Consider the following 12,931-nt stretch of genomic DNA (forward strand, 5'->3'; position numbering starts at 1 on the left):
GACATGAAAGCCGTAATTCTCGCCGCCGGCCGCGGCTCCCGCCTGAAACACCTGACCGCCGCGCAACCCAAGCCCCTGGCCTGCCTGGCAGGCAAGCCGCTGCTCGAATGGCAGCTGCAAGCCCTGGAAAACGCCGGGGTCGACGAGGTGCATCTGGTCAGCGGCTATTGCAGCGAAGCCCTTGAAGGCTACGGCCAGAGCCAGCTGTACAACCCGCATTGGGCCAGCAGCAACATGGTGCGCAGCCTGATACGCGCCGACGCCCTGCTATCCAGCGAACCGACCCTGGTGTGCTACGGCGACATCGTCTATCGCCCGGACATCGTCCGTGACCTGATGGCCTCCCAGGCGCCCCTGAGCATCACCTACGACCTCGACTGGTGGGACTTGTGGTCGACACGCTTCGACGACCCCCTCAGCGATGCCGAAAGCTTCCGCCAACAGGCCGGCCAACTGCTGGATATCGGTGAAAGGGTCACTAGCCACGAGGAAATCGAAGGCCAGTACATGGGCCTGCTGAAATTCACCCCCGCAGGCTGGAGCCAGGTCCAGGCGCTGCTGGCCGGCATGAGCGAACAGCAGATCGACAAACTGGACATGACCAGCCTGCTGCGCGCCCTGCTCCAGGCCGGCACCGCCATCGCCACCGTGGCCATTCGCGGCGGCTGGGTGGAAGTCGACAATCAGTCGGACATCGCCCTGTACGAACAGCGCATCGCCCAACCAGGCTGGTCCCACGACTGGCGCGGCTGAGCCACCCGCCGCAACATCCTGAGCCGATTTTCCGGCGCGATGATGCTCCGGCCGGGGCTAGGCTTGCACAACCGCAGGACGCGGTTTCCCAGCCTCAAGGAACGAGTCATGTCTCTGGCCATTGTCCACAGTCGTGCCCAGACCGGCGTGCAAGCGCCGGCTGTGTCGGTCGAAGTCCATCTGGCCAACGGCCTGCCGGCCCTGACCCTGGTGGGCCTGCCCGAAGCGGCGGTCAAGGAAAGCAAGGACCGGGTGCGCAGCGCCATTCTCAATGCCGGCTTCGATTTTCCGGCCCGGCGCATCACCCTCAACCTCGCCCCGGCTGACCTGCCCAAGGACGGCGGGCGCTTCGATTTGGCCATTGCCCTGGGCATTCTCGCCGCCAGCGTGCAGGTGCCGACCCTGGCCCTGGAGGAAGTCGAATGCCTGGGCGAGCTGGCGCTTTCCGGCGCGGTTCGTCCGGTGCGCGGTGTGCTGCCGGCAGCCCTGGCCGCGCGCCAGGCCGGACGTACGCTGATGGTGCCGCGCGCGAATGCCGAGGAAGCCTGCCTGGCGTCGGGACTGAAGGTGATCGCGGTCGAGCACTTGCTGCAAGCCGTTGCGCATTTCAACGGCCATACACCGATCGAACCCTATGTTTCGGATGGCCTGCTCTACCAGAACCGGCCCTACCCCGACCTGAATGAAGTACAGGGCCAGCTGGCCGCCAAACGCGCGCTGCTGGTAGCCGCGGCCGGCGCGCACAACCTGCTGTTCAGTGGTCCGCCGGGCACCGGCAAGACCTTGCTGGCCAGCCGCCTGCCCGGCCTGTTGCCGCCGCTGGAGGAGCAGGAAGCCCTGGAAGTGGCCGCCATCCAGTCGGTCACCAGCCACACTCCGCTGAGCCATTGGCCGCAGCGGCCGTTTCGCCAGCCGCACCACTCTGCGTCAGGGCCAGCCCTGGTGGGCGGAGGCCCGAAACCACAACCCGGGGAAATTACCCTGGCCCACCACGGTGTGCTGTTTCTCGATGAGTTGCCGGAATTCGATCGCAAGGTATTGGAGGTGCTGCGCGAGCCGCTGGAGTCTGGGCAGATCGTCATCGCCCGGGCTCGCGACCGGGTGCATTTTCCGGCGCGTTTCCAGCTGGTGGCGGCGATGAACCCTTGCCCCTGTGGATATCTTGGCGAGCCCAGTGGCCGCTGCCGCTGCACCCCGGAGCAGATCCAGCGTTATCGCAACAAACTCTCGGGGCCGCTGCTCGACCGCATCGACCTGCACCTGACCGTGGCCCGGGAAAGCACCGCCCTCAACCCCAAGCCCCAGGCTGGGGATAACACCGCGCAAGCCGCGGCCCTGGTGGCCCGCGCCAGGGAGCGGCAACAACGGCGCCAGGGTTGCGCCAATGCTTTTCTCGACCTGCCGGGCCTGCGCCGACATTGCCAGTTATCCACAACCGACGAGCGCTGGCTGGAAACCGCCTGCGAACGCCTGACCCTGTCCCTGCGCGCCGCCCACCGCCTGCTCAAGGTCGCCCGTACCCTGGCCGACCTCGAGCAGGCCGAGCAGATCAGCCGCGAGCACCTGGCCGAAGCGCTGCAATACCGGCCGGCCGCGAGTTGAGAAGAATCACTCCTTGCTCAGGTCCACCAGTGGCGTCGGCCGTACTTCGGTCTGCCGACCGTTCTGGATCTGGCTGATCTCGGCCAGGGACTTATCCACAGCCGCCTTGTCGGCCAGCAGGCTGTAGCGGATCTGGAATTGCTTGCTCTGCCCGGCCTCGATGGTCGGCACCAGGCCCAGCGGGCGCTGGTAGCGACGGTTGTAGGAGAAACTGGTGCCCGGCTCCAGGCCGGTCACGTAGCCCTGGCCCTGGGTATCGGTGTTTTTCCACAGGGAGAACACCGGCAACTGCCGGGTATTGAAGCCCACCGCCACACCGAGGCTGCCGGCCTTGTTGTGCAGCACCGTCAGGGTGTCGCCCTGGGCATCGGCGTACGGCACCACGTTGTAGACGGTCTCGTCGTAATCCCGGGTCGGGCCGCGGTAGGTCTGCCAATCGGCAAGGTCGGCCTTGGCCTTGTCATTGAACGGCGACACCTGCTTCACCGCAGCGGCGAACTTCGCCCCCTCTTCGAGGAACGGCGTGCTGAAGTTGCTGTGATACAGCGCCTGGTATTCCTTCGGATAGTCGCCGTTGTTGGTCAGGGTGTCGTTGAGGGCGAAACTGACGCTGCCCGGCTCGGTCACCAGCTCGGTGGCCACCGAGAAATCGACCTTCTTGAACGCCTGTTCCTTGAGCTCGCCGCGCAGACTGATGGCGTACGGCGGCTTCTCGTCGATATGCAGGGTGACCTTGTTCGCCGGGATGTTCGCCGCGCGACCGTGGAGGGTCAGCAGCTCACCGTTATCCATCCCCGGATGCCCGACCCACTCATAGCCGCAGCGGGTCACCAGTTCGTTGAAACCTTCCAGCCAGCCCAGGCCGCCGCGACCGTTGAGCTCGATGAACGCCGGGTTGACCACTTCCTTGACCGGCGAGTCCCAGCCCATGCGCACCTTGCCGACGGAGGCCTGCAGCACATTCATTCCGCGGGTCGGCACTACCGAGAGCTTCATCGCACCGTTGTCGATATCGACGATGCTCACCCCCTCCTGCCGCCCGCCATGCAGGGTGCGCAGGGTCACGGAAAAAGGCTTGGCGGTTTTTACTCCCAGCTGCGCGCTGGTGATATGGAAATCCTGGGCGGCCTTGTCGGTATCGAGCAGGACATAGTCCCAGGCCATGGCGTGGGAAGCAGCGGTGAACGCGGAAAGAGCGACCAGCAGTCGGAGCGGAGTCATGGGCGTGTGCCTTTATTGGATTTGTGGGATTTTTATAGCGCTGATGAATCGTTTCAGCAACTTAATTTCCGTACCTACGCCGGGACAACGCCACTCAGGGACTCAGCGAATCTTCAGCAATAGCCCCGCCACTTCCAGCACCTCATCCAGTGCCGCTGCGGCGGCCTCGGCCGAAGGTTGCAGCAGCAGGTCGTCGCCATACCCCATGGTCTGGGCGAAGATCTGCCGGGCCGCGCGAGCGGACGACGCGCAATGGAACACCTGCGCCTGCACCCCGGCCTCGATGATGCCGCCGAGCAAGGCCTGCCACTGCATGTTCACCGCCAGGTAGGTCTCGGCCATGGCACTGTCATGCATGGCTTCATCCCAGGCATCCAGCCATAGCGCCCAGCCGTCGTCGGCAGAGTCCGGCAGGCAATAACGCAGGAACTCCTGCAGGGCCTGTAGCGGCGGCGCATCACCCAGGGAGCCGCGCACTTCGTCAAGCTGCTCGTTGGCAAAGCTCAGGAAGGCTTCGCGGCGCAGCTCCTTCCAGTCGCTGAAGTAGTGATAGATGTGGCTGCGGGACAAGCCGGCGTGGTCCGCCAGGTCGCGGGTGGAAACATCGGCGAAACCCTTGCTGTGGAACAGCTCCAGGGCAGCGGCGATGATCTGGTCTTTGCGGTCGGTACGGGACATGCGGGCATTACCTCTGGGCGCCGGTAGATGGACGGCGCTTGCGTTTTGAGCGATCGCTCAAATACTATTGAGCAGTCGCTCAATAATAGCGCTTATCTTCCCTCCGGTGCACTCATGCCAGCCGTTACCCCACAAATCCTGATCGATGAAAGCAAGAAAATCGGCCAGCAATCCGCCAGCCAGACCCTGAAAGCCATCGCCCGCGCCTACCCCGGCAAGCTGTTCTGCACCTTGTCGCTGGTGGCGCTGGAGAACGCGTTGCTGCTGGCCTACCCATTGTTTGCCGGGTTCGCCGTGGACTCGATCATTCGCGGCGACGCCGGCAGCGCGTTGGTCTATGCCCTGGTGGTGCTGGCATTCTGGGTGGTCGGGGCCGCGCGGCGGGCGGTGGATACCCGCACCTTCACGCGGATCTACGCCGACCTCGCGGTGCCGGTGATCCTCAACCAGCGCCTGCAGAACCAGAGCACCTCCACCGCCGCGGCGCGGGTGGTGCTGGCCCGGGAGTTCGTCGACTTCTTCGAGAAACACGTTCCGACCATCGCCACCGCGCTGGTCTCGATTGTCGGCGCGGCGGTGATGCTGCTGGTGATCGAACCCTGGGTCGGCCTGGCCTGCCTGGTGGCCTTGCTGCTGTGCGTCACCCTGCTGCCGCGCTTCGCCCGGCGCAATCAGGAGCTGCATGAGCGCCTGAACGACCGGCTGGAAAAGGAAATCGGCCTGGTGGCCAAGGTCGGCGCCACGTCCCTGCAACGGCACTACCGGGTACTGTCGCGGCTGCGGATCTGGCTGTCGGACCGCGAGGCGGCGGCCTATCTGCTGCTTGGCTCGGCGGCCGCGCTGCTGTTCGTGATCGCCATCAGCCAGCTGGCCCTGACCGAGGGGGTCAAGGCCGGGCATGTGTACGCGGTGATGACCTACCTGTGGACCTTTGTCAGCAGCCTGGATGAAGCGCCGACCATGGTCGACCAACTGGCGCGCCTGCGGGATATCGGCAAGCGGGTGGACCCGGGGCTCGCCGAACCGGCCGAGCCCCGCTGAAACCTCAGAACGGTCGGATGCGATAGCCGTTGCCATCCTTGGCCTCGGCGAATTTGTAATACGCCGACAGATTGACCTTCTCGGTGATGTGCTGGGTGAATGACACGCCGTCATCACCCCACACCCGACCGATGTGGCTGTAGACAAAGGCTTGCGCGGCCCACTGCTTGTCGCCCTTGCCCATGTTGTTCATGGCCACGTAGCCGGACGACGTCCTCGACATGCCGCTGACCTCGCCACTGACATCGTTCTGGCCGTTGGTGACCGGGGAAATGAACACCTTGGCGCTGGTGGTGCGGGCCTCGGCGTATTGCGAGAGCTTCTGGTTCTCCGAGTGGTTGAGCACCAGCAGCACCTTGCCCTGCAGTTGGCTGGCGGTCGGCCAGGACTTGCCCTTGAGCGAGCCCTGCAAGGCACTGCTGCTGACACCCAGATGCTGGGCCAGGTCGCCCGGGGTGTAGAGCTTGCCCTGGAAAATCCGGCTGACCAGGTCATCGAAGTCTTTCGGCGTACGCCCGGAGCTTTCCTTCGACCAGCCCTGCTTCTTGTCGAGGATCAGGGTAATCGGGAAGTGCCCGGGATGGCTGTCGCTCCAGAGCTTGATGTCGTTGAGGCAGGCTTCGAGATCGTTGGTGCCGTTGCCGTCGCCGGTGCAATTGTTGTCATTGCCGGACTGGAACAGGCTGCCGGGGTTGTGCCGCACGAACCAGTGGCGGGGCGAACCTCCGGTGACCGCATCGCGTTGGTCCCAGAAGTCCAGCTCCAGGGTGCGCACGCTATCGAGCACACTGGTGAAGGTGCCGGCGTACTGTTTTTCGTAGCAGTTATGGCATGCCACCTGGGCGATAGCGTTGAAGGCGGTGTACCAGGACGCCGGGGAAATGAATCCCACGGCCTCCTGGCTGGACGCCATCTGGCTGGCCAGTGCCAGGGGCAGCACGGCGGTACGGAGGGCAAAACCAGTGAGACGGGACATGTCAGCTCCTGCCGGGAAGGCATCCTGTAGGGAAATCGCCCCTATGGTTTAGCCCAGCCCCGCGCATTTGCAATCTGCCTCCCCAGCCGTGGCCAACGGCCACGCAACCGCTATCAACGGAAGCGGTCGACCTCCTGGCGCAAGTCCGCCGCCAGCTTCTCCAGCTCCTTGGCGGTGATCGCCAGGTTCGACACCACTTCGCGCTGTTCGCTGTTGGCCAGGGCAATGCTCTGAAGGTTGCTGCTGAGCAGGGTCGCCGTGCTGCTCTGCTCCTGGGTCGCGGTGGTGATCGCGGCGAACTGCTGGCCGGCCGAGCGGCTCTGTTCGTCGATGCGCGCCAGGGCTGAGGCGACATTGGCGTTGCGTGACAGGCCTTCCTGCATCAGCACATTGCCCTGCTCCATGGTGGCGATGGCGTTGCCGGTTTCCTGCTGGATGCTGTTGATCATCCCCGAGATTTCGTCGGTGGCTTCGCGGGTGCGCGAGGCCAGGTTGCGTACCTCGTCGGCGACCACGGCAAAGCCGCGGCCTTGCTCGCCGGCGCGCGCGGCCTCAATGGCGGCGTTCAGCGCCAGCAGGTTGGTCTGGTCGGCAATCGCGGTGATCACCCCAACGATGCCGCCGATTTCCTCGGAGCGCTGGCCCAGGGTATTGATCACCGTGGCCGTGCTGTTCAAGGCGCCGGCGATCTGCTCCAGCGACGCCGAGGCTTCCTCCATCGAGGTGCGGCCGATCCGGGTCTGCTGGGCATTTTCCTGGGCCAGGCGCTCGGTGTTGCCCATGTTGTCGGCGATATTCAGCGAGGTGGCGCTGAACTCCTCCACCGCCCCGGCCATGCTGCTGATCTCGCCCGACTGCTGTTCCATGCCCTCGTACGCCCCGCCCGACAACCCGGACAACGCCTGGGCCCGGCCATTGACCTCCGCGGCGGCCTTGCGGATGTGCTCGACCATGGTCGACAGGGCCTGGCCCATCTGGTTGAAGCTGCCTGCCAACTGGCCGATCTCATCCTGACTGGAGATATTCAGGCGCGCACTCAGGTCGCCTTTACCCAAGGCATCGGCCTGGCGCACCAGGTCGCCCAGGGGCGCAAGCTTGCTGCGCAGCAGCCAGACCGTGGCGCCCACCGCCAGCAGCATTGCCAACAGGCTGCCGATGACCAGCCGCAGACCGACGCTCCAGGTCACCGCACGGATTTCGGCCTTCGGCATGCTCGCCACCACCGACCAGGGCCCGCCTTCGAAAGGGACGGCGACACTGTAGAAGTCCTCGTTCTTGTCGCTCCAGAAGTTGCCCTTGCCCGGCTGCCTGGCCAGTTCAGCGATGGTCGCCCCCGCCGGTTCCAGGGCCTGCACGCCGGCCGGCGGCACCAGCCACTTTTGCTGTTCGTCGAGCAACGCCAGGGAACCGGTCTGGCCGATGCGGAAGCGCTTGAGGTTGTCGAACTGGGCGTTCTGCGCGTCGGTGTAGTCGAAGCCGACGAACAGCACCGCAATCACCTCGCCGGCGCTGTCCCGCACCGGCGTGTATTGGGTCATGTACAGGCGCTCGAAGAGCAGCGCACGGCCGACATAGCTCTGCCCCGCCATGAGTTTCTGGTAAGCCGGGTGCCCATGGTCCAGCAGGGTGCCGATGGCGCGGCTGCCGTCCTGCTTGCTCAGCGAGGTGCTGACGCGGATGAAGTCGTCGCCGCTGCGCACGAACACCGTCGCCACGCCGGCGGTCATCTGCTTGAACTCGTCGACCTCCTCGAAATTGTTGTTCAGCACAACATCACCCAGGTGCAGGCCCGGGGTCTGGGTACCGGCCACGGTCACCGGCTGGTCCGGGTGCAGGCTCAGGCCGCCGCTGAAACGCTTTTCGAACAGCCCGCTCAGGCGCTGGGTACTTTCGCGCAGGGTGCCGTGGAAAGTATTGAGCTGGTCGGCCAGTAGCCGTGCCTCACTGGCCAGGTGTTCTTCCCGGGTGGCGAGGTTGGCGGCGTCCAGCGAGCGCAGGGCGAAGACAGTACTGCCGCTGATCACGATCGCCAGTACCACGGCGAGTGCGAGACCAAGCTGCGAGGCGATCCGGGCACGAGGTTGAGGCATGACAGCTCCTGGCCGAGAGACCGGATCGTCCTGATCGCGTCACACGCTCGGCAATGGTTCTAATAAGAATGAGGTGTCGGAACCTTTCAGAGCGAAGGCTCCACTTCCAAGGATTCGGCGGCGCCGATCAATACTTGAGCGCGCTGGACGGGTATCGCGCAGGCCCCTGGTCACGGGGCCTTCATCGTTTCAGCCGAGACGCTCTACGTCGGGCAATTGCATGGCGCGGACCTCGTTCTGGAGAAAGTCGCTGAGGCGGCGCAAACGTTCACCTCCAGGCCGGGTCTTGGGCCAGACCAGGTAGTAATTCTCGCCACTGGCCACCGCCGTCGGCCAGGGCAGGCTCAGGCGTCCCTGGGCCACATCCTCGGCCACCATCAGCAGGTCGCCCATGGAAACCCCGTAGCCGCGGGCCGCGGCGATCATGCCCAGTTCCAGGGTGTCGAACACCTGTCCGCCCTTGAGCGAAACCTGCTCGGACAGGCCCATGCGCTCCAGCCAGTTGCGCCAGTCGCGGCGATCCGGGGTCGGGTGCAGCAGCTCGGTGGCCGCCAGCCGCGCTACATCCCACGGCTGGTCGTTGAGCAGGTTCGGCGCGCCCACCGGGATCAGCAGTTCCGGAAACAGGTAGCTGGCCTCCCAGTCCGGCGGAAAGTGGCCGTTGCTCAGCAGCACCGCGCAGTCGAAGGGCTCCTGGTTGAAGTCCACCGAATCGACGTCCATCCAGGCGCTGGTCAGTTGCACTTCGTTGCCCGGTTGCAGATGGCGGAACCGGCTCAGGCGCGCCAGCAGCCAGCGCATGGTCAGGGTCGAGGGCGCCTTCATGCGCAGAATGCCGTCTTCGGCGCGCAAGGTATCGCAGGCGCGCTCGAGGGCGGTGAAGCCTTCGCGGATGCCTGGCAGCAGCAGGCGCGCGGCTTCGGTCAGTTGCAGGTTGCGCCCGCTGCGCTGGAACAGCCGGCAGGCGAAGTGGTCTTCCAGGGTGCGGATATGCCGGCTGACCGCACTCTGGGTGATCGACAGCTCTTCGGCCGCGCGGGTGAACGAGCTGTATCGCGCCGCGGCTTCAAAGGCGCGCAAGGCATACAGGGGCGGAAGACGACGGGGCATGGCAGCACTCCACAGGCGCAATGGCGCCAACTTACCAGAATCCGCAAGCATGAGTTTTAATCATGCCACCAATCGTTTTTATCCCTTTGTGAAAGTTGCCCAGAGCGCCGAGAATCAACCCTCTCAACTCCCTCCCCCCTATCGAGACCGATGACCATGCAGCATCCAGCACGCACCGAACTCTGGGCCATCCTGCGGCTGGCCGGGCCGCTGATCGCCTCACAGTTGGCGCATATGCTGATGGTGCTGACCGACACCCTGATGATGGCCCGCCTCAGCCCGGAAGCCCTGGCCGGCGGTGGCCTGGGCGCGGCCACCTATTCGTTCGTGTCGATCTTCTGCATCGGCGTGATCGCAGCGGTCGGCACCCTGGTCGCGATTCGCCAGGGCGCCGGCGACATCGAAGGCGCCGCGCGCCTGACCCAGGCCGGGCTCTGGCTGGCGTGGCTGATGGCGCTGGTCGCCGGCCTGCTGCTGTGGAACCTCAAGCCGGTGTTGCTGCTGTTCGGCCAGACCGAAACCAACGTGCAGTCCGCCGGCCAGTTCCTGCTGATCCTGCCGTTCGCCCTGCCCGGCTACCTGAGCTTCATGGCCCTGCGCGGCTTCACCAGCGCCATCGGCCGCGCCACGCCGGTGATGGTCATCAGCCTGGCCGGCACCGTGGCCAACTTCCTGCTCAACTACGCCTTGATCACCGGCATGTTCGGCCTGCCGAAGCTGGGCCTGGTGGGGATCGGCCTGGTCACCGCGATCGTCGCCAACTGCATGGCCCTGGCGCTGGCCTGGCACATCAAGCACCACCCGGCCTATGCCGCCTACCCGCTGCGCCAGGGCCTGGCGCGGCCCAATCGCCACTACCTGCGGGAACTCTGGCGCCTGGGCCTGCCCATCGGCGGCACCTACGCGGTGGAAGTCGGGCTGTTCGCCTTCGCCGCGCTGTGCATGGGCACCATGGGCAGCACCCAACTGGCGGCGCACCAGATCGCCCTGCAGATCGTTTCCGTGGCCTTCATGGTGCCGGCCGGGATCTCCTACGCGATCACCATGCGCATCGGCCAGCACTACGGCGCCGGGCAGCTGTTGCACGCGCGCATGGCCGGCCGGGTCGGGATCGCCTTTGGCGGCGCGGCCATGCTGGGTTTCGCCATGGTCTTCTGGCTGCTGCCGAACCAGTTGATCGGGCTGTTCCTCGACCATAACGACCCAGCCTTTCGCGACGTGATCAACCTCGCGGTCAGCCTGCTGGCGGTCGCGGCCTGGTTCGAGCTGTTCGATGGCACGCAGACCATCGCCATGGGCGCGATTCGCGGGCTCAAGGACGCCAAGACCACCTTCCTCGTGGGCCTGGGCTGCTATTGGCTGATCGGTGCGCCGGCGGCCTGGCTGATGGCATTCACCCTGGGCTGGGGCGCGACTGGTGTGTGGTGGGGCCTGGCATCGGGGCTGGCGTGTGCCGCCATCAGCCTGACCCTGGCTTTCGAATGGAAGATGCGCCGGATGATTCGCCGGGAAAGCGCGGAGCCTGCCGCGCGGGATAACTTCCAAACCGCCCGGGATTCCCTGTAGCGGCAGGTTCTCCTGCCACTACGGCAGAGTGCCGTCAGATGACCTCGCCGACCAGGACCTGCTGACTCCTGCCGAAGGTCAGGTACTCCACCAGTTCCGTCAGCGGCAGCGGCTTGCTGATCAGGTAGCCCTGCGCCTGGTCGCAGCCGAAGCTGCGCAGCAAGGCCAGTTGCTCGGGGGTTTCCACGCCTTCGGCCACCACCTCGAGATGGAGGTTGTGGGCCAGGTTGATCATGGCGTGCACCAGCTTGCGGTTCTCTTCGCGCTGCTCCATGCCGCCGACGAAGCTCTTGTCGATCTTCAACAAGGCAATCGGCAGGCTGTTGAGGTGCACGAAGGACGAGAACCCGGTGCCGAAATCGTCCAGGGAAAACCGCACCCCCAGCCGCCCCAGCGCGTCCATGGTCTGCTTGACCAGGTCGCTGCGGCGCATCACCGCGGTTTCGGTCAGCTCGAATTCCAGCCATTGCGCCTCGACACCACGCTCGGCAATCAGCCGGCTGAGGGTCGACAGCAGCTGGCTGTCCTGGAACTGGCGGAACGACAGGTTGACCGCCATGTGCAGCGGCGCCAGGCCGCGTTCGCGCAGGGCCTGCATGTCGCGCAGCGCCCGGGAAATCACCCAGTAGCCCAGCGGCACGATCAGGCCGCTCTGCTCGGCCAGGGGCACGAACTCGCTCGGCGGCAACAGCCCGCGCTCGCCGTGGCGCCAGCGCACCAGGGCCTCCAGACCGACGATCTGCCCGTCATGCAGGTTCAGGCGCGGCTGGTAGTGCAACTCCAGCTCGTCACGGCGCAAGGCCCGGCGCAGTTCGCTTTCCAGGTCGGCGAGGCTGCGGGCATTGCGATTGATGCGTTCATTGAAGATGTGAAAGGTACAGCCCTGGGTACTTTTGGCCTGCTGCATGGCGATGTGCGCGTGCCACATCAGCGGGTCGGCACCGGCATTCGCCCTCGCGTGGGCAATGCCCAGGCTGCAGCCGATCAGCAGGCTTTCGCCATCGATCCAGTACGGCTCGGCCATGACTTCGGCGATGCGTTCGGCCATCCACTCGGCGCGTTGCGGCGCCCGGCGGGTATCGATCAGCAGGGCGAATTCGTCGCTGCCCAGGCGCGCCAGCTGGTCGCCGGCCTCAAGCTGGCTCTTGAGCCGCGAGACCACTTGCAGGATCAACCGGTCGCCGGCCTGGTGGCCCAGCGCATCGTTGGCATGGCGGAAGTTGTCCAGGTCCAGGTGCCCCAGCGCCAGCCCGCGTCCTTCGTTTTCCGCCAGGCGCGCCGCCAGCAGGGTCTGGAAGCCCTGGCGGTTGGCGATGCCGGTCAGCGGGTCCTGCTCGGCCAGGCGCAACAGGGTGTTTTCCAGCACCCCGCGCTCGCGCACATGGCGCAGACAACGGCGCACCGTATCGGCAGTGAGGTTTTTATTCACCAGCCAGTCGCTGGCGCCGGCGGGCGTGTTCAGCGGCTCCTGTTCCAGCAGCAATACCGTGGGCAGGCTGCAACGACCGGGAGCCGGTTGCAGTTGGGGAACGGTTAACAGAATCGCGGAGCGGTCTTCATCGAACAGACGGCTGACAGATTCCCAGGTCGGCGCACTGATCAGCACCACCGAGTCTCCCAACGGAGCGAGACACTCACGCAACAACGCTGCCCACGCCGGCTCTTCGGCCAGCAGCAGCAAGCGCAAGGGTTCGACAGGCTTGGACAAGCTAGCTCCCTAGACTCTGTAATAGAAGTTGGCGGCGGGCATTATGACGCGTAGATAAACAATGACAAATGATATTGATTATCAAACGCAATTTCTTGTACCGCTCTAACTCGAACATTAGACGCATATTCAGCGCGCATCCTGAGGGAAAGTATCAAAACCGGCAAATTTAGATAGCGTGCTGCG

10 protein-coding genes are annotated in these 12,931 nt (G+C 65.2%); 4 read left to right on the forward strand and 6 right to left on the reverse strand.

Going from position 1 to position 12,931, the window contains the following annotated elements; translation table 11 throughout:
• Positions 1-3 precede the first annotated feature (3 nt).
• A complete protein-coding gene (locus tag CXQ81_RS00990; RefSeq protein WP_101336261.1) occupies positions 4-753 on the forward strand; it encodes a phosphocholine cytidylyltransferase family protein in 750 nt (249 codons plus the stop codon).
• Positions 754-861: 108 nt separating this feature from the next.
• The gene (locus CXQ81_RS00995; RefSeq protein ID WP_101336262.1) at positions 862-2,355 is read left to right on the forward strand and encodes a YifB family Mg chelatase-like AAA ATPase; all 1,494 of its coding nucleotides are present in this window, start codon (positions 862-864) and stop codon (positions 2,353-2,355) included.
• Positions 2,356-2,361: 6 nt separating this feature from the next.
• On the opposite strand, the gene CXQ81_RS01000 is transcribed toward CXQ81_RS00995, so the two are convergent.
• Together CXQ81_RS01000 and CXQ81_RS01005 are read right to left on the reverse strand one after the other, a co-directional pair.
• Positions 2,362-3,576, reverse strand: coding sequence for an aldose 1-epimerase family protein (locus CXQ81_RS01000; protein ID WP_101336263.1), 1,215 nt, complete (start codon positions 3,574-3,576; stop codon positions 2,362-2,364).
• Positions 3,577-3,678: 102 nt separating this feature from the next.
• Positions 3,679-4,254 carry a TetR/AcrR family transcriptional regulator gene (locus CXQ81_RS01005; RefSeq protein ID WP_007926636.1) on the reverse strand — a complete coding sequence of 192 codons (576 nt, stop codon included), beginning with the start codon at positions 4,252-4,254 and terminating at the stop codon, positions 3,679-3,681.
• A gap of 114 nt (positions 4,255-4,368) precedes the next feature.
• On the opposite strand from CXQ81_RS01005, the gene CXQ81_RS01010 reads away from it, so the two are divergent.
• The gene (locus CXQ81_RS01010; protein ID WP_007926634.1) at positions 4,369-5,295 is read left to right on the forward strand and encodes an ABC transporter six-transmembrane domain-containing protein; all 927 of its coding nucleotides are present in this window, start codon (positions 4,369-4,371) and stop codon (positions 5,293-5,295) included.
• A 4-nt stretch (positions 5,296-5,299) separates the two neighbouring features.
• Here the strand turns inward: CXQ81_RS01010 and CXQ81_RS01015 are convergent, their stop codons facing one another.
• The 3 genes from CXQ81_RS01015 to CXQ81_RS01025 all read right to left on the reverse strand — a co-directional run bounded on the left by CXQ81_RS01015 (position 5,300) and on the right by CXQ81_RS01025 (position 9,471).
• Positions 5,300-6,271, reverse strand: a complete 972-nt coding sequence (locus CXQ81_RS01015) for a Ca2+-dependent phosphoinositide-specific phospholipase C (protein ID WP_101336264.1) — start codon at positions 6,269-6,271, stop codon at positions 5,300-5,302.
• A 113-nt stretch (positions 6,272-6,384) separates the two neighbouring features.
• Positions 6,385-8,361 carry a methyl-accepting chemotaxis protein gene (locus CXQ81_RS01020; RefSeq protein WP_101336265.1) on the reverse strand — a complete coding sequence of 659 codons (1,977 nt, stop codon included), beginning with the start codon at positions 8,359-8,361 and terminating at the stop codon, positions 6,385-6,387.
• A 189-nt stretch (positions 8,362-8,550) separates the two neighbouring features.
• Entirely contained in the window at positions 8,551-9,471 is a 921-nt protein-coding gene (locus CXQ81_RS01025) for a LysR substrate-binding domain-containing protein (RefSeq protein WP_007926627.1), read from the reverse strand.
• A 156-nt stretch (positions 9,472-9,627) separates the two neighbouring features.
• Between CXQ81_RS01025 and CXQ81_RS01030 the strand changes: the two genes are divergently transcribed.
• Complete coding sequence (locus CXQ81_RS01030) at positions 9,628-11,037, forward strand: NorM family multidrug efflux MATE transporter (protein ID WP_178081038.1); 1,410 nt, start codon at positions 9,628-9,630, stop codon at positions 11,035-11,037.
• A 34-nt stretch (positions 11,038-11,071) separates the two neighbouring features.
• Here the strand turns inward: CXQ81_RS01030 and CXQ81_RS01035 are convergent, their stop codons facing one another.
• Entirely contained in the window at positions 11,072-12,745 is a 1,674-nt protein-coding gene (locus CXQ81_RS01035) for a bifunctional diguanylate cyclase/phosphodiesterase (protein ID WP_007932415.1), read from the reverse strand.
• Positions 12,746-12,931 lie beyond the last annotated feature (186 nt).

The sequence above is a fragment of the Pseudomonas sp. 09C 129 genome (assembly GCF_002843625.1).
Taxonomy (GTDB): Bacteria; Pseudomonadota; Gammaproteobacteria; order Pseudomonadales; family Pseudomonadaceae; genus Aquipseudomonas; species Aquipseudomonas chlororaphis.